This is a genomic window from Salimicrobium salexigens, assembly GCF_900156705.1.
GTDB lineage: Bacteria > Bacillota > Bacilli > Bacillales > Halobacillaceae > Salimicrobium > Salimicrobium album.
This window is the reverse complement of sequence record NZ_FTOK01000003.1, coordinates 144,703-162,343: the sequence shown is the minus strand read 5'-3', so window position 1 is coordinate 162,343 and position 17,641 is coordinate 144,703. Positions and strand designations below refer to the sequence as shown.

Sequence of the window (17,641 nt, the reverse complement as noted above, 5' to 3'; positions counted from 1 at the left end):
AAGGAGGCCGGTCATGGAAACCGACCTCGTAAACTTCCATCTATTTCAGAGAAGAAACATACTCTTCTGTTTCATCACGGGTCATTGGCACTTCGACCTCTCCGTCAATGATTTTTTGTTTCCACTCTTCCACTGTAGATATAATTTCTTCTGTCATAGCTTCTTCATTAGTGCGTGCAAGACTTACACCTTCATCTTCGAGTCCATACTCCACGACTTCCCCTCCAGGGAATTCGCCTTCCATCGCCTGTTTGGAAACGTCCTGAACAGCGATATCGACTCTCTTAACCATGGAAGTCAAAGTAACGTTCGTGTCATCGATGGCACCTTCTTCATGCTGGTCACGGTCTACCCCGATCACCCATACTTTTTCGTCACCGCCGCGAACGCGGTCTTTCGCTTCAGAAAACACTCCGTTGCCTGTACCTCCGGCTGCGTGATAAATTACATCAGCACCCTGGGAATACATGTTGGAAGCAATCAGTTTACCCTGATCGGCGGAGTTGAAGCTTTCTGCATATTGCACGTCGATTTTAATATCGGGATTTACTGTTTTCGCACCGGCACGGAAGCCGGATTCGAATTTGTTGATAAGTTCACTATCGACACCGCCTACAAAACCAAGGTGATCCGATTCGGTTTTATTAGCTGCAGCCACTCCTGCAAGGAAAGATCCCTGATGTTCTTTAAAAGTGATGCTTGCAATATTATCTCCCTCCGCTACTGCATCAACCAGTGAGAAGTTCGTTTCAGGGAATTGCGAAGCTACTTTTTCAACGTCGGGCTGTAAAAGGAAGCCGATACCGAAGATCAGATTGTAATCTTCGCGTACGAGACGGTTCAGGTTTGTGGTATAATCCGCATCACTTTCCGATTGAGCATAATCATAACCTTTATTTTCTTCAAGGTTGTTCTCTTTACCGAATTCCTGCAATCCTTCCCAGGCTGACTGGTTGAAAGATTTATCATCCACTCCTCCGGTATCCGTAACCATCGCCACGGTGAAGTCACTGTTGCCGCCTTCACCGGAACCTTCCTCTTCGGATTTCGAATCGCTTCCGGAACTTTCAGAATCCCCTCCGCTGTCCGAAGAACCGCAAGCTGCAAGAAAAAGTCCAAACGTAAGTACCAGTGTCAGCAAAAATAACGTACGACGCATAATAATTCCCCCTTAATTTTTTAAACATTCAATCTTCATCAATAAGAAAGGTACATCCACCCCGAAGTCTCACCTCCTTAAAAGATTATACTATACTATTGAAACCCCTTACACTCTCCGGCGCAAAACGTGAAAGCTGAACTTATCGGCTCTGAAGTAGTTTAACGATAGAAGCAGTGGTTCATCATCTGCAGTATAATGCATCTGTTTTAAAAGAAGAAGTGCTTCCTCCGGATCGGTGTTCAAAACCGGGGAAACTATCTCATGGTATCCGACAGGTTCAATATACGTCACGGCATAAGCGATCGGCTTCTGAGTATATTCTTCGATTAATCTGAACATAGATCCTTTTTCCTTCACATCCTGCAAAGATATGACGCCCTCCGGCAGTTTGTCCACACAATAGACTACCGGTTCCCCGTCCGCAGTCCGGACCCGTTCCAGTTTGGCTATTTTATGTAACTCTTTCGGGTGAAATCTCTCCCGGTCTTCTTCCGTAGGCTCTACGAGATCCGCGGATAAATACTGGGTACCCGGGCTCATTCCGGAACTTGTAATCATACCGGTAACGCTGTCCAATTCTTCGATTCCGGCTGAAAACATCGGTTTGGGGTTAACGAAAGTGCCCACCCCGTGCCTGCGGGTCACCAGATTGTCTTCTTCAAGAATTCTTAATGCTTCTCTTAAAGTCGCACGTGATACGCCCAGTCTTTTTGAAAGCTGGAACTCGGAGGGTAATTTTTCTCTTTCTTTGTATACTTCCTCCTGTATATCCTTTTTCAACTGCTCAATCACCTGCAGATAAAGATGTCTCGGATCTTGTTTTATTGCCATATGCGCACCTCCTGCTCCTGGAAATTCGTTTCGAATGTTGGAGATCTGACCTCTGACGTTCGACACATATTATTGAAATAAATATAACACTTTTTTCCCAATAAATAAATACTATTGTTGCAACTCTAATAGTTTTTTGAATTCGAAAGGAATTCCCTCCGATATACTCCATATCGAAGGGGCTTTTTATGATTCCCTGTTTTCCTCATCCACTCCGGAAACCAGAACCGTACGTGGTTTACTGCCCTCGGAAGGTCCCACTATCCCGTTTTCTTCCATTGAATCCACAAGTCGTGCTGCTCTTGTGTAACCTACACGGAATCTCCGTTGAATCATCGAAGCACTTGCACTTTGCATCTCTACTACCATCTGAACGGCTTCCGGATACAATTCGTCGTCCACTTCCTGCTGGACTTCCGTTTCTTCTTCAGGGATCATCTCTTCCTGATATTGCGCTTTCTGCTGTTCCACACAAAAGTCGACGATATTTTCCACTTCCTCGTCAGAAAGGAAAGCTCCCTGTACTCTCGTCGGTTTATTTGCGCCAACCGGCGTAAAGAGCATATCCCCCCGGCCGAGAAGCTTTTCAGCTCCTCCCGAATCAAGGATAGTTCTCGAATCAGTCTGGGACGACACGCTGAAGGCTATTCTCGAAGGGATATTCGCTTTGATCACTCCCGTAATGACATCTACCGATGGACGCTGCGTAGCAATAATCAGATGTATTCCTGCAGCTCTCGCCATCTGAGCCAGTCGCGTTATGGAATCTTCCACTTCATTTGAAGCTACCATCATCAAGTCCGCGAGCTCATCGACGAGAACGACAATGTAAGGAAGCGTAGGCTGGTCATCATCTTCCAGTTCATTATGTTTCTTAATATATTCATTGTACCCTTCGATGTTTCTCGTGCCGCTTTCCGAAAACAGGTCATACCGCCTGTCCATCTCACTTACTACTTTCTTCAGTGCCCGGGATGCTTTTTTCGGATCGGTGACGACCGGTGATAACAGGTGAGGAATGCCGTTGTAGACGTTCAGCTCCACTTTCTTCGGATCGATCATCATCATTTTCACTTCATGTGGCTTGGCACGCATAAGTATACTGGTGATGATACCATTTATACACACGCTTTTCCCACTGCCTGTGGCTCCTGCCACGAGCAGATGGGGCATCTTGTTCAGCTCGGCCATGACAGCTTCCCCGGAGATGTCTCTGCCCAGCGCAAAACCTAATTTCTGATCTTTTTTGAGAGAAGCCGACTCCAGCACCTCTCTGAGTGTGACCATGGAGATCTCCTGGTTCGGGACTTCAATACCGACAGCGGATTTACCCGGAATCGGGGCTTCAATACGTATATCATGGGCAGCCAGTGACAGAGCCAGATCATCGTGCAGGTTAACGATCTTACTTACTTTAACTCCTGTATCGGGATTCACTTCGTATTTCGTGACGGAAGGACCGACATGTACTTTCGTCACTTTCGCCTTCACTCCGAAACTGTCGAAAGTGGCTTCCAATTTCCTGACCGTCTCCTGAATATGGCTTCTGTCTTGACTTTGCGGGGTCCCCTCCGGTGCTTTCAGCAAATCGAAGCCGGGGAGTTCATAATCATGGTTTTCCGTTTCCCCGGTAGCTAACGATACGTCTTTCGTCTCTTCTCCCGTTTCTTTTCCCGATTCCTGAACCGCAGGCACGGGTCTGTTCTTAGTCTGTTCCGTAAAGTCCTGAATAATCGGATGTTCCGTTTCTGTCTCCGGACTTTCCGGCGGAGCAGGTTTCTGCTCCTTACGCTCAGGCTCCACCGATGATTTGGAAGAAGTCTTTTTCTTCTTTCTTCCGGAGACCTTTTTCTTCCACTTTTTGAAAAATTTACTGATTTTCTCTGCAGGCGACCATTCCCTGATCATCATGCTTCCTATGACAATCATAAATACGGAAACTATAATCGAACCCGCCTGTCCAAAAAGAAAGTCAGTTATGCTGTAGAGGACAGCTCCACTGAAACCCCCGCCCATCTCAATGAAGGATACATCGCTTCGATAAATCCCCCAGGTGGCAGAGAACACACCTCCGTTCGACGGGTATAACGCCTGGACGTGCGAAAGAAGCAGTACTCCTGCAACGACAAGGAATGTACCTCCGGGTTTCTTAATGATCGGCCACGACCTCTTAAGCATGACGTATCCGCCAAGCACCAGCAGACCGAGCGGTATCATAAAATACCATAATCCAAAAATCAGCTGGAAAACGAAAGTCAGGAATTTCGGGACTGCTCCCGTTTTGAAAAAGGGCAGTCCGCTCCCAAATATTGCTGTAATAACAAACAGCAGACCGAACAATTCATAACGTATACGATTATTTATCTTTGATTTCTTTTTTCTGTTTCTCTTTCTTTTAGCCATGGAAATCCTCCTACTTTGACGAAAAAACAGGATGCCGTGGTTATCCGGGGCATCCTGGAAGGTTCATTCTATAATTATAGCATATTCCTTTCTTATACACCTATACCCTCCGGTCACAAAAACAGAAGAACTCTGATGAATTTTGCGGAGTGAAACGACTGGAGAATGCTTGAAAATACGTAACGACCGGTCTTTCGAAAAAGACCGGTCGAACATATAATTTCCCTCAACTGACAGATTGGGCACCGGAAATGCTGCAGGTACCGGCAACAGGACGTCAGGGAGATGTTGATGGAGAAGGACAGCCGGGTTACAGGTCGTCCACCAGGTTGTGGATGAATGTTTCTTCCTCCTTTGTAAGAGGCACCATCGGGAGACGTACACCTCCGACATCGAGACCTTTCCTTTTCAAAGCCTCTTTGATCGGTGCCGGCGAAGGAGCTATAAACATCCCTTTGCAGACCGGTACGAGCTTACGATGTATGGCGGCAGCTTTTTTTATTTCACCCTGGTCAAATAAATCAAGCATTTCCTGCATCGTTTTACCGGCTACATGAGAAGACACCGACACCACACCACGACCACCGATAGCGTACGTAGGATATGTCAGATGATCATCGCCGGTATAAACGTTAAAATCATCGGAGGCCCCCTCTATGATTTCAGCCATGGCGCTCAGGTCGCCGGTAGCTTCCTTAACGGCTGCGATATTGGGGATTTCGGAGAGCCATACAATAGTCTCCGGATTCAAGCGTACGACTGTGCGACCGGGAACGTTATATACCATTATCGGTACGTCCACTTTCTCAGCAATCGTTTTAAAATGCAGATACAGGCCTTCCTGATTCGGTTTGTTGTAGTAAGGAACGACCAGCATCAGACCGTCGACTCCTGCATTCTGAGCCAGAAGGGACAGTTCCAGAGATTCCTGGGTTCCGTTAGTACCTGAACCGGCAAGGACAGGGACCCGTCCGTCCGCTGCGTAAACGGTCCTTTCCCATACTTTCACTTTCTCATCAAAAGAAAGAGTGGCAGATTCCCCGGTCGTCCCGGCTACCACCAGGCCGTCGCTTCCATTATTAACTAGATGGTCGACAAGTTCATCAATTTTCGGAAAATCCACCTGCCCGAAACTGTCAATCGGAGTTGCCATAGCAGTCAGTACCCGTCCGAAATCCATATTCATCTCCCCTTTATATATCTTCGCTCAGTTGAAATATCGAATGAAGAGCATTAACGGCTTCCTTAATGTCCTCTTCCTTGATCAGCATCCAGATGGTCGTATGAGAGTCTGCGGACTGAAGAATCTGCACTCCGGCACTGCTTAACGTATTAACTATCTTGGAAGTAACACCCGGGACCCCTGAAATTCCGGCCCCTACAGTCGATACTTTGGCACAGTTACGTTTTATTACCGGAGAAAACCCTTCCTGTTCGAAAAGCTCTTTCGCCTTCTCCGTATAAGGTTCGGCAATGGTGAATACAATCGAGTTCGGTGAAATATTGATGAAATCCACCGAGATACCCGCTTCTGCCATCATACCGAAGACTTTTGCCTGAACATTGCCGTTTTCCTCTTCCACCGGAATTTTTATTTGCGTAATTCCCGTCATATGGGCGATACCGGTAACGAGTCTGTCATCGATATCACTGCCATTCTCCCCATCCGTGGAAGCAGAAACGAGCGTGCCCGGTAAGTCCGAATATGTAGACCTTACCCGTAACGGGACTTTTGCGTGCATGGCGATTTCTACAGCTCTCGGATGTATCACTTTGGCTCCCTGATAAGCAAGGTTACTGATCTCATTATACGTAATCTGCTTCATCGTACGGGCCGATTCGACAATTCTCGGATCTGCAGTCATAATACCTTCGACGTCCGTAAAGATATCCACGTATTCTGCATTTAAAGCTGCACCGAGTGCGGCAGCAGTCGTATCACTGCCTCCGCGTCCGAACGTCGTGACATCCCCCTCTTCGGTTTTCCCCTGAAAGCCTGCCACTACTACTACATCTAAATCTTTGAGTTCCTGCAATATTCTGTCCGGTTTCATATCGACTATTTTAGCTTTGGTGAAATCACTGTTAGTGAAGAACCCTGCCTGAGCTCCGGTCAGAGCTGTCGATGAAACACCGGCCTTCGATAATTCATCCGAAAACACGACGGATGATATCACTTCTCCGCAGGACATGAGCAGATCCTGTTCCCTCGAAGACAAAGTTGTATTCGGATGATCCACGAGACTTAACAGAGTATCTGTCGCATAAGGTTCACCTTTTCTCCCCATCGCGGAAACCGCTACTACTACTTTGTATCCTTCTTTCACTGCTTTCTCAATGTGGGACATGGCCCGGGCACGGCTTTCTTCGTCCCGGACCGATGTTCCTCCAAATTTCTGAACTACGATATCCATTCCTTACACCTCTATAGTCATTGGATTACAACCAGTTATTTGTCACGACTCTTTCTGCTATCTGTATGGAGTTCCAGGCCGCGCCTTTGAGTAGATTATCCGAGACGACCCACATGTGAAAACCGTAATCGACATCCGGGTCTTTACGTATCCTTCCGACAAATACATCTTTTTTGCCGGCTGCCGACAGCGGCGTAGGATAATCCTGCTCGGACGGATTGTCCTGAAGTGTCAGACCTTCTCCATTACTGATGACTTTTCTGAAATCACTTACGCTTACTGCTTCTTTATCGATTTCGACATATACACTCTCCGCATGGGAAACCGCAAACGGTAGGCGTACACACGTCGCTGAAACGGGAAGTTTGTCCATATGCATAATCTTCTTCGTTTCGTTGATCATTTTCTTTTCTTCGAAGGTATAGCCGTCTTCTTCGAATACGTCGATTTGCGGCAGAGCGTTAAAAGCTATCGGAAAATGTTTTTCGTCTCCTTTGACAGGAAGTATATTTGTTTCGTACTCTTTCCCGTCGAGCATCGCTCTCGACTGTTCATTCATCTCATCAACCGCATCGTTTCCGGCTCCGGAAACTGCCTGATAAGTAGATACAAGGACCCGTTTCAGTCCATACTTGTCATCAATCGGCTTAAGAGCAGCGACCATTTGAATTGTGGAACAGTTAGGATTCGCTATTATCCCTTTGTTTTCTTTAATATCTTCTTCATTCACTTCCGGTACTACGAGAGGGACTTCCGGGTCCATCCTGTACGCGCTTGTATTATCAATAACAAGAGCACCGCGTTTCACCGCTTCCGGCGCAAGTTTTTTGGAAATCGATCCTCCTGCGGAGAACAATGCGATATCTACATTTTCAAAGCTTTCCGGTTTTGCTTCTTCCACTGTATATTCTTCACCTTTGAAAGAAATCTTTGAACCTGCAGAACGGCTTGAAGACAACAGCTTCAGTTCTTTAACAGGAAAGTCTCTATCTTCCAGTGTTTCGATCATTTTCTGTCCGACCGCTCCGGTAGCACCGAGAACGGCTACATTAACTTTTTTCTGCTCGCTCATAATTATCTTCCTTTCCCTGTAATTGATTTTGAAAATTAATTACAGTCTCACTATTTTGTTATTTTATCACATTCCCTGCTTTCCGTCATAAGGAACAATACTCATTATACCCGGAACAGCAGTGCCGGTCAGCCCTGAAGAACGTATGGTGACTGCGCGCGAACTGCCGGTAAACCACACATGTAAACTCACACTACCCAATCGTAACCTAATACTTCGCCGGAATGCTAATACAATAGATGAGCCGATTCGGTAACTAACCTTCTCAATGGAGAACTAAGTATATCCTGGAGGCATATTCTCCGATTTCCTCCCGAAAGTTCTGAACTGCTTCGAAAACATGGGAAAAAGCCCGATTGTGCTATAGATTTTTAATTAAAAAAAGGAACTGGAATTATCCAGTTCGCTTTTCTTTACTCCGTCTCCTGTCCTTCTTCACTCTGCTCTTTTTCTTTCTGTTCCACAAGGATCGCTTTTCTGGAAAGGTTTATCCGTCCCTGTCTGTCGATCTCTTTCACTTTTACTGTCAGCGTATCCCCTACATTGGCTACGTCTTCAGTTTTTTTAATGTGTTCTTCCGCCAGCTCGGAGATGTGTACGAGGCCTTCTTTGCCTTTGAACAGTTCCACGAAGGCTCCGAATTTCTCCACCCGTTTCACTGTACCATCATATACTTCTCCCACTTCTACGTCACGAACGATATCTTCGATCACTTTTTTGGCGTTTTCATTCATTTCACTGTTTTGAGAGGAAATGAAAACAGTTCCATCCTGCTCAATATCGATTTTCACTCCTGTTTCTTCGATGATTTTATTGATCTGTTTACCGCTCGGACCAATGACATCACGAATTTTATCAGGGTTGATCGACATTTTCATAATTTTAGGAGCGTAGGAGGACAGTTCACTGCGTGTGGAAGGCATTACTTCAAGCATGTGACCGAGTATGTCCATTCTTCCTTTTTTCGCCTGTTCCAGCGCCTCTTTCAAAATATCTCTTGAAAGACCTTCAATCTTAATGTCCATCTGCAGGGCAGTGACACCCTTTTCGGTACCGGCTACTTTAAAATCCATATCTCCGAGAAAGTCTTCCATTCCCTGAATATCTGTCAGAATCGTATAATCGTCCCCTGATTTCACAAGGCCCATGGCGATACCGGCTACGGGTGCTTTGATCGGCACACCGGCATCCATCATTGCAAGAGTACTGGCACATATACTGGCCTGGGAAGTGGAACCGTTGGATTCAAGCACTTCGGAAACGAGCCGTATAGTGTACGGAAATTCCTCTTCGGATGGAATGACCACTTCAAGCGCTCTTTCCCCCAAAGCTCCGTGGCCGATTTCACGACGGCCCGGACCGCGTATCGGTCCTGTTTCACCGACGGAGAAGTTCGGAAAATTGTAATGGTGCATGAAGCGTTTTGATTCTTCCAGGTCCAGGCCATCCAGAATCTGGACTTCACCCAGTGCCCCAAGTGTACATACGCTGAGCGCCTGGGTCTGACCACGGGTGAACATCCCCGACCCGTGTGTACGTGGCAGCACATCCACTCTTGAGGTAAGAGGTCGGATTTCACGCGGACTTCTGCCGTCAGGTCTTATTTTCTCTTTTGTAATCAGCCTGCGTACCTCGGCTTTTACAATATCGTCAAGGATGGACTTGATCTGACTAATCTCTTCTTCTTCCAATTCCTCTTCGGCGACTTTATCCAGGTAGTCGTTCTTAGCCTTATCGATCGCTTCTTCCCGCGCTTTTTTATCATTAATCTGGATAGCTTCGACTATGGAAGCCGTAGCTTCCCTTTCCGTCTTCTGTTGAAGCTGTTCATCATTTGAAAGAAGTTGCACTTCCATTTTTTCTTTTCCGGCAGCTTTAATGATCTCTTCCTGAAATTCCACCAGGCGTTTAATCTCTTCATGCCCGAACATTATCGCTTCAAGCATATCCGCTTCCGGAACTTCAAGTGCTCCTGCCTCTACCATGTTGACAGCGTCTTTCGTTCCGGCCACTGTTAAATCGATGTCACTCGCTTTCTGCTGTTCGACGGTCGGGTTGATGACGAATTTTCCGTCCACCCGTCCGACGATAACCCCGGCGATCGGTCCCGCGAACGGGAGATCGGAGACACTGAGTGCAATAGAAGAACCTATCATCGCTGCGATTTCGGAGGAACAGTCCTGATCTACACTCATCACAGTGTTGATAACCTGGATATCGTTCCGGAATCCGTCCGGGAACAGCGGTCTGATCGGGCGATCAATCAAACGAGCAGTCAAAACCGCTTTGTCGCTCGGACGCCCTTCGCGCTTAATGAAACCGCCCGGTATTTTCCCTACGGCATATAGACGTTCTTCATAGTTAATAGTCAACGGGAAAAACGGAAGGTCTTTCGGCTCTTTGGAACCGGTCGCTGTGGAAAGAACCGATGTATCACCATAGCTGATCATCGCTGCTCCATTCGCCTGCTTTGCCATTTCACCTATTTCCACCGACAGCTTCTGACCGCCGATATCAATAGAAAACACTTGTTTATTATCTGTCATAGAAGATTGTACTCCTCTCTAATTTGCAATACCGATCAGTGTCACTAAACTTATACTTATAAATATGTAAACATACAGAAAAAGCGGGATCCCTCCCGCTTTTACCTGTACGTTAGCGACGCAGACCAAGACTTTGGATCAACTCACGGTAACGTTTAATATCATTATTACGTAGATAGCTCAACAGATTACGACGTCTACCGACCATTTTCAACAGTCCGCGACGGGAATGATGATCATGTTTATGATAACGCAAATGGTTGTTCAGTGTAGTGATTTGCTCTGTTAAAACTGCGATTTGAACTTCCGAAGACCCTGTATCATTTTCGTGAGTCTTGTACTGTTCGATAATTTCGTTTTTACGTTCCTTAGTTAAAGCCATTACAGCTCCACCTCCTAAAATTAATTCATTCCCTTGCCCCAAGCGATCGTCGGTGAGTCGAAGCGCCTAGCGAAGGTTCAATTTAAATCATACAAAACTGAAAGAAAAAATGCAACCTTTTGGGTCATTTTCGCAATTCTTTAAGAAAACGGACAGGCACATCCCCATTGCTCTTGTTACGTCCGTCTTTCCATTCAATTCTGCTTCCTTTCACCATTACCTTCCCTCTCTCACCATCAACCTCTGCTTCATATTCTCCGTCTTCGGGATGATGATAATAGAGGGGTATCTCCAGTTCCCCTGCCCCGGCCGGCTTTGCGTATATTACGTAGCTGCGACCGAGAAGTTCATTGGCCGCAATCACCTCTCCTTCGTCCAGCAGTTTTCTTATCCGGGTGGAACTGACCTTTTCGCTATCTTCCTGGAATTCCTCGACGGTGGAAGATGTAAATCGGCCATCAGCCAGCTGATCGATGATTTCCATATTACCTTTTCCTTTATGCCCGAATGAAAAATCGAATCCTGCTACTACATGAGCGATACATAGTCCTGCAAAATACTCATCCACAAACGTTTGCGGACTCAAAGATGCCAGTTCCTTCGTAAATGGTACAATGAACAGGTAATCGGCTCCCAATTCTTCTATTAGCTTTTCTTTCACCGGCAAAGGGGTTAAGTATTGGGCATTTTCCACTCCCTTCAATACTACTGAAGGGTGAGGATCGAAAGTCATCACTCCCCACTTCCTGCCTTCTTTCTCTGCTATTCCTTTCGCTTTCATCATTACTTTGCGGTGACCTGTATGCACACCATCGAAAAAACCGACAGCTGTTACGCTGGTCTCCACCTGTTCTTTCACACTACTGGTACGGTTATCCAATCGAAACACTTTCATACTTTCTCACCTGCTTCATTTATTACTGTTTAAGTACGCGGATCGGCTTTATCAGGCCCGGTTTATCAGGGTGGTCATGATACAGAGCAAGCAGCTCTCCCTTATGAACAGCGACGTGAATTTCTCCTGCACTCCAGTTGGCCGGGCGATCAAATCTCTGACCATTTCGGATAAGAGATGCCTCTTCTTCCGTGACCTCCCACTCAGGCAAATGAGGGACGGCTTTCTTCATCGGAAGCAGCCCATTGTTCAGTTTATCTCTGTCCAGATCTTCGAGTCTTACACAGTCGATTTCGGTAAAATCCCCGGTACCGGTCCTCGTTAATTCCTTCATGTGTGCAGGCAGCCCGAGAGCTTTTCCTATATCCACGCAAAGCGTTCTTATGTAAGTTCCCTTGGAGCAGACCACTTTCACTCTGAACGATTCCCTGCTCACTCTCTCCATCCAATGCAGTTCGTGAATCGTCACCTGCCGTTCAGGTCTTTCCACTTCCATACCTTCCCTCGCATATTCGTACAATCGCCTGCCATTTACTTTAACCGCCGAATACATGGGGGGCACCTGCGTAATGTCTCCCTGAAAATCCTTCAGAACCTTCTGTATATAGTGATCGGAAATATCGGGTACTTCAGCCGTGTCGATCACTTCTCCCCAGGCATCTTCTGTCTCCGTAGCCGTGCCGAGAGAAATAACTGCCTCGTAAGTTTTTTCTGTATCAGTAAGAAAAGGAACGAGCTTAGTCGCTTTGCCGATACACAGCGGTAATACCCCTTCGACTTCAGGGTCCAGCGTACCGGTGTGACCGATTTTTTTCGTTCCGGCTACTTTTCTTACCTTCACTACACAGTCATGGGAAGTTAACCCTTTGGGTTTCCATAATGGAAAAATACCATCCATATTCCTGTTCCCCTCCAATTATAAATGTAACCCCGGTTTTTGAGAACCCGGGGTTACGTGTTATTCGTGTCGTTCAGATTGTTCAACAGGGACTCGATGCGGTTTCCGCGTTCTACTGCTTCGTCAATTTCGAAAGTAATTTCCGGTGTTTTCCTCAAACGGATCCTCTTTCCAATTTCAGAGCGTATGAACCCTCTGGCTTTGCCCAGTCCTGCAAGCGTATCCTGAAGTTCAGGTTCACCACCGAGCACGGTAATGTATACAGTTGCCTGCTGCAGGTCTCCGGTTACTTCCGCATCTGTCACAGTCACAAAACCTATACGCGGGTCTTTTATCTTTTTACTGATAATGTCCCCGAGTTCTTTTTTGATCTGCTCTGCTACACGATTCGCTCTCATTTCACTCATCTTTCTTCACCCGCTTTCCTAAAGACGTTCCAGAAAGGTATCCATTCGTTCAAATTCCGGAAAAGAATCAATAAAGTGTAACACTTTCTGAATGGTCTGTTCCGCTTTTTTATAATCGTACGAGATGGTGACAACTCCAATTTTGGTCCGTTGCCAGAGATTCTGGTGATCGATTTCGCTCACAGAGACGTTAAATTCGTTTTGAATCCTGGATTGCACACGGCGCAGAACCGCTCTTTTTTCTTTGAGCGATTGGGCACCGTGTATCATTCCATCAATCTCTGCACTTACAATCACGTTCGTTCTACTTCTTCCATGACGAATGGTTCAATGATATCTCCGATTTTTATATCGTTGAAGTTTTTGACGGTTATACCACATTCATAACCCTGCACTACTTCTTTAGCATCATCTTTGTACCGTTTCAGCTGGTCAATCTCACCTTCGAAGATTACGACACCGTCACGGATGACGCGTACGCCAGCGTTCCGGTTGATTTTACCGTCCGTAACATAAGAACCTGCGATGGTACCGATTTTTGAAACTTTAAAGATTTCGCGGACTTCCACCTGACCGATTATTTTTTCTTCGAATTCAGGATCGAGCATTCCCTTCATAGCGGCCTCAATTTCTTCAATAGCTTTGTAAATTACATTATGGAGTCTGATTTCAACGTTTTCGCCTTCGGCAGCCTTTCTTGCGTTACCGTCCGGTCGAACGTTGAATCCGATAATAACTCCGCTGGAGGCGGCAGCGAGGGAAACATCAGACTCTGTGATGGCTCCTACTCCGGTATGGATGATGTTAACTTTCACATCCTCAACTTCAATCTTTTCAAGAGAACTGGCCAGAGCTTCGACCGATCCCTGAACATCGGCTTTAAGGATAAGATTGATCTCTTTCAACTCACCCTGCTGGATCTGTTCAAAAAGATCGTCGAGACTGACTTTCTGGGTCGATCGTCTTTCTTCTTCAATTTTTTGCTGTTTACGTGCCTCACCGATAGACTTGGCTCTCTTTTCATCTTCAAAGACGAGGAAACGATCTCCTGCATGAGGTACGTCATTAAGTCCCGTCACTTCCACTGGTGTAGAAGGAGCAGCTTCTTTCACCCGGCGGCCGATATCGTTGACCATGGCACGCACGCGGCCGTAAGTGTTACCTACAACTACGGAATCTCCGACGTTGAGAGTTCCATTCTGTACAAGAAGTGTTGCGACAGGTCCTCTCCCTTTATCAAGTTCGGCTTCGATGACTGTTCCGAACGCAGGACGTGCAGGGTTGGCTTTAAGTTCTTCCATTTCGGAAACTAATGTAATCATTTCCAGCAGGTCTTCTATTCCTTCTCCTGCAAGCGCGGACATCTTCACAAAAATCGTCTCTCCGCCGTAATCTTCGGCAACCAGTTCGAACTGCATTAGTTCCTGCATGATACGATCAGGATTCGCACCTTCCACATCCATTTTGTTAACGGCAACGATAATCGGTACTTCAGCTGCTTTAGCATGTGAAATTGCTTCTCTCGTCTGCGGCATTACGCCGTCATCAGCTGCAACGACAAGAATCGCTATGTCCGTTACCTGCGCACCACGGGAACGCATACTTGTAAATGCCGCGTGTCCAGGCGTATCTAGAAATGTAACTTTTTTATCGTTTTCTTCGATCTGGTACGCTCCGATATGCTGCGTAATTCCCCCTGCTTCTCCTGCAGTGACCTTCGTATTACGGATCGAGTCAAGGAGAGTAGTCTTCCCGTGGTCAACGTGACCCATTATGGTTACAACGGCAGGACGTTCTTCAAGGTCTTCCGGGTTATCTTCGAAGGTGAGGTTTTCGATATCGGTTTCGTCCACCGCTTCTTTTTCTTCGACCTCCACACCGAACTCGTCACCGATCAGTTCAATCGTATCGCTGTCGAGAGTCTGGTTCTTATTGGCCATAACTCCCATAAGGAGAAGTTTCTTCAATATTTCGGAAGAATCCTTGTTCAGCTTCTCCGCAAGTTCGCTCACCGTAAGTGTGCCTTCGTAAAATACTTTTGAAGGGGTCTCGTTTTTACTTTTTGGTTTTCTCTCCTGCTGTTTGTGAGCTTCCTGCTTATTTTTCGCTTTTTTATTATTGCTTTTCTTTTTCTTAGGCTTTTTCTCTGTGCTTTTCTGCTTATTCTCAGCAGGCTTTTCTTCCTGACCGGAAGAAGGGTTGAACGTTTTATCCAGTTGCTGCTGGGTTTCTTCCGTTATGGCAACCATGTGGTTCGTAACGTCCATCCCCATTTCATTAAGTGTTTCGATCACTTTTTTATTTTCTACATTGTTCTTTTTGGCGTATTCGTAAATTCTCATTTTACTCATACTTTCACCCCCGATTAATTTCCTCGAGTAACGACTGCATTTTTTTGGCGAAACCTTTCTCCGTAACTGCGATCGCAACTCGTCCCGATTTCCCTATTGCCTGCGAGATCGTCTGACGATCGTCCACTTCGAAAATCGGGATTTGATAATAGCTGCATTTGTCATTCAGCTTTTTCTTTGTCTGTTTCCCGGTATCTGCGGCAACTAATACTAGTTTCGCACGTTTCGACTGGATGTCTTTTACGATGGATTCTTCCCCCACCGTTATTTTACCGGCTCTCATTGCCAGTCCGAGAAAATCCAGATAGGTACCTTTACTCAATTTCGGTCACTTGTGTTCTTAACTGTTCGAACACCTCGGAATCGATGCCCGTGTTCAAATGCCTTGCGAGCATTCCCTGTTCTTCTGCGGTATTGATTACAGACAGATCTTTAGAAATGTAGGCACCTCTGCCATTCTTTTTACCGGTCGGGTCTACAAAGACCTCTCCCTCTTTATTGCGAACTACGCGAATCAACTGCTGTTTCGGCTTCATTTCCTGGGTTACTACACACTTTCGTAAAGGTGTCTTCTTTTTTTGTTTAGGCATGAATATTCCCCTTTCTCCTTATCACTCTTCCAAAGGATCAGGATTATCCGCCGCCTCTTCCTCCAGGTCGCTGTCATCATCAAGAAGGCCGTTTTCGAGAGCTTCCGATTCACTTTTAATGTCAATCTTCCACCCGGTTAATTTAGCCGCCAGTCTGGCGTTCTGACCTCTTTTACCTATAGCAAGCGAGAGCTGATAATCCGGCACGATCACCGTCGTTGCCTGTTCCTCTTCATTGACGATGACTTTACGTACTTTGGAAGGACTGAGTGCATTAGTGACATATACAACCGGATCTTCCGACCACTGTACAATGTCTATTTTTTCGCCTTTAAGCTCATCCACTATAGTCTGTACGCGCTGACCGCCCTGACCGACACAGGAGCCGACCGGATCGATTTCCGGATCTTCCGCATATACGGAAATTTTAGAGCGGTCTCCGGCTTCACGTGCCACAGACGTCACTTCTACTGTCCCGTCGTATATTTCCGGCACTTCCATTTCAAAGAGACGCTTCAGTAAATTCGGATGCGTTCTCGAAACATAAACGTGTGGACCCTTATTATTGTTTTCCACTTTTGTAACATAAACTTTAAGACGTTCATGGACGTTGTACGTTTCTTTCGGCATCTGTTCTCCCTCGGGAAGCCGGGCTTCCACTTTACCGAGATTTACGTAGACGAACCGGTTGTCTTTCCTTTGGATAATGCCGTTCATAATATCTTCTTCGCGATCGACATACTCTCCGTAAATAATTCCGCGTTCCGCTTCCCTGACTCGCTGGGTCACTACCTGTTTGGCAGCCTGAGCGGCTATTCTTCCGAAATCTGCGGGAGTCACTTCCACTTCCACAACATCTTCGGCTTCATAGTTAGGGTTGATTTCCTTTGCTTCTTCAGTGGAAATTTCCTGCTGGTTATCTTCCACTTCATCCACTACTGTTTTTTGAGCAAAAACTTTCATAGCGCCTTCTTCTTCATTTATACTTACGCGAACGTTTGTAGCGGCATTAAAATTCTTTTTATATGCTGAAATCAAAGCAGCTTCCAACGCCTCGAGCAGAAAATCCTTATCGATGCCTTTTTCTTTTTCCAAATAATTCATGGCATCAAACAATTGCTGACTCACCTGAATCCACCCCTTTATTAATTAAACGTAACTGCCAGTCGTGCTTTGGCTATCTTATTAAACGGCACTTCCAGCGTCTTTCTTCTCGTTTTTATTCTTATTTCAACCTCAGCAACTTCATCATGGAAACTTCTGAGTGTTCCTTCAAATTCTTTTTCCCCTTCTACGGGCTCATAAAGCTTCATGTAGACGTATTCTCCGACATACTTCTCGAAATCCTCTTTCTTCTTAAGCGGTCTTTCTGCACCAGGAGAAGAAACATCGAGGAAGTAAGGGGACTCAACAGGGTCTTCTTCATCAAGTTTTTCACTCAACTTCTCGGAGACGATCCCGCATTCTTCAATATCAATACCATTTTCTTTATCAATAAAAACGCGTAGAAACCAGTTCTTTCCTTCTTTTTCAAATACTACATCGACTAATTCTGCATTAAGATCCTGTAAGATCGGCATGACTAATTGTTCTGTTACTTTAATTACGTCCTGACTCAACCACACGACCTCCTTACGCTATATTTTCTTTTTCTCATGAGAAACCGCTATGATCATTATCATAGCGGCAG

17 protein-coding genes are annotated in these 17,641 nt (G+C 45.9%); all 17 read right to left on the bottom strand.

Annotated elements, in window-relative coordinates; genetic code table 11:
- Positions 1-40 precede the first annotated feature (40 nt).
- The 17 genes from BW931_RS04980 to rimP all read right to left on the bottom strand — a co-directional run bounded on the left by BW931_RS04980 (position 41) and on the right by rimP (position 17,570).
- Complete coding sequence (locus BW931_RS04980; protein WP_076570448.1) at positions 41-1,159, bottom strand: BMP family lipoprotein; 1,119 nt, start codon at positions 1,157-1,159, stop codon at positions 41-43.
- A 108-nt stretch (positions 1,160-1,267) separates the two neighbouring features.
- The gene (locus BW931_RS04975; RefSeq protein ID WP_076570444.1) at positions 1,268-1,993 is read right to left on the bottom strand and encodes a GntR family transcriptional regulator; all 726 of its coding nucleotides are present in this window, start codon (positions 1,991-1,993) and stop codon (positions 1,268-1,270) included.
- 186 nt (positions 1,994-2,179) lie between these two features.
- Positions 2,180-4,396, bottom strand: coding sequence for a DNA translocase FtsK (locus tag BW931_RS04970; protein ID WP_076570442.1), 2,217 nt, complete (start codon positions 4,394-4,396; stop codon positions 2,180-2,182).
- Positions 4,397-4,706: 310 nt separating this feature from the next.
- A complete protein-coding gene (gene dapA / locus BW931_RS04965) occupies positions 4,707-5,576 on the bottom strand; it encodes a 4-hydroxy-tetrahydrodipicolinate synthase (RefSeq protein WP_076570439.1) in 870 nt (289 codons plus the stop codon).
- Positions 5,577-5,589: 13 nt separating this feature from the next.
- Positions 5,590-6,810: an aspartate kinase gene (gene dapG, locus BW931_RS04960; RefSeq protein WP_008587806.1), complete on the bottom strand. Its 1,221-nt coding sequence runs from the start codon at positions 6,808-6,810 to the stop codon at positions 5,590-5,592.
- Between the two features lie 25 nt (positions 6,811-6,835).
- Complete coding sequence (gene asd, locus BW931_RS04955) at positions 6,836-7,882, bottom strand: aspartate-semialdehyde dehydrogenase (protein WP_008587808.1); 1,047 nt, start codon at positions 7,880-7,882, stop codon at positions 6,836-6,838.
- A 413-nt stretch (positions 7,883-8,295) separates the two neighbouring features.
- A complete protein-coding gene (gene pnp, locus BW931_RS04950) occupies positions 8,296-10,428 on the bottom strand; it encodes a polyribonucleotide nucleotidyltransferase (RefSeq protein WP_076570437.1) in 2,133 nt (710 codons plus the stop codon).
- 112 nt (positions 10,429-10,540) lie between these two features.
- On the bottom strand, positions 10,541-10,810 hold the full coding sequence (gene rpsO / locus BW931_RS04945; protein WP_008587812.1) for a 30S ribosomal protein S15: 270 nt from the start codon (positions 10,808-10,810) through the stop codon (positions 10,541-10,543).
- Between the two features lie 124 nt (positions 10,811-10,934).
- The gene (locus BW931_RS04940) at positions 10,935-11,705 is read right to left on the bottom strand and encodes an FAD synthetase family protein (protein ID WP_076570435.1); all 771 of its coding nucleotides are present in this window, start codon (positions 11,703-11,705) and stop codon (positions 10,935-10,937) included.
- Positions 11,706-11,727: 22 nt separating this feature from the next.
- Positions 11,728-12,603, bottom strand: coding sequence for a tRNA pseudouridine(55) synthase TruB (gene truB / locus BW931_RS04935; protein ID WP_076570432.1), 876 nt, complete (start codon positions 12,601-12,603; stop codon positions 11,728-11,730).
- A gap of 53 nt (positions 12,604-12,656) precedes the next feature.
- Positions 12,657-13,010, bottom strand: a complete 354-nt coding sequence (gene rbfA / locus BW931_RS04930) for a 30S ribosome-binding factor RbfA (RefSeq protein ID WP_008587819.1) — start codon at positions 13,008-13,010, stop codon at positions 12,657-12,659.
- Positions 13,011-13,028: 18 nt separating this feature from the next.
- The gene (locus BW931_RS04925) at positions 13,029-13,307 is read right to left on the bottom strand and encodes a DUF503 domain-containing protein (RefSeq protein ID WP_076570429.1); all 279 of its coding nucleotides are present in this window, start codon (positions 13,305-13,307) and stop codon (positions 13,029-13,031) included.
- The gene (gene infB / locus BW931_RS04920) at positions 13,304-15,361 is read right to left on the bottom strand and encodes a translation initiation factor IF-2 (protein WP_076570427.1); all 2,058 of its coding nucleotides are present in this window, start codon (positions 15,359-15,361) and stop codon (positions 13,304-13,306) included. Before infB ends, BW931_RS04925 begins: the two co-directional genes overlap by 4 nt.
- A gap of 4 nt (positions 15,362-15,365) precedes the next feature.
- Positions 15,366-15,683, bottom strand: coding sequence for a YlxQ family RNA-binding protein (locus BW931_RS04915; protein WP_008587825.1), 318 nt, complete (start codon positions 15,681-15,683; stop codon positions 15,366-15,368).
- On the bottom strand, positions 15,676-15,951 hold the full coding sequence (gene rnpM, locus BW931_RS04910; RefSeq protein ID WP_008587827.1) for an RNase P modulator RnpM: 276 nt from the start codon (positions 15,949-15,951) through the stop codon (positions 15,676-15,678). Before rnpM ends, BW931_RS04915 begins: the two co-directional genes overlap by 8 nt.
- Before the next feature lie 21 nt (positions 15,952-15,972).
- Positions 15,973-17,079, bottom strand: coding sequence for a transcription termination factor NusA (gene nusA, locus BW931_RS04905; protein WP_040609073.1), 1,107 nt, complete (start codon positions 17,077-17,079; stop codon positions 15,973-15,975).
- Between the two features lie 17 nt (positions 17,080-17,096).
- Complete coding sequence (gene rimP / locus BW931_RS04900) at positions 17,097-17,570, bottom strand: ribosome maturation factor RimP (RefSeq protein ID WP_076570424.1); 474 nt, start codon at positions 17,568-17,570, stop codon at positions 17,097-17,099.
- Positions 17,571-17,641 lie beyond the last annotated feature (71 nt).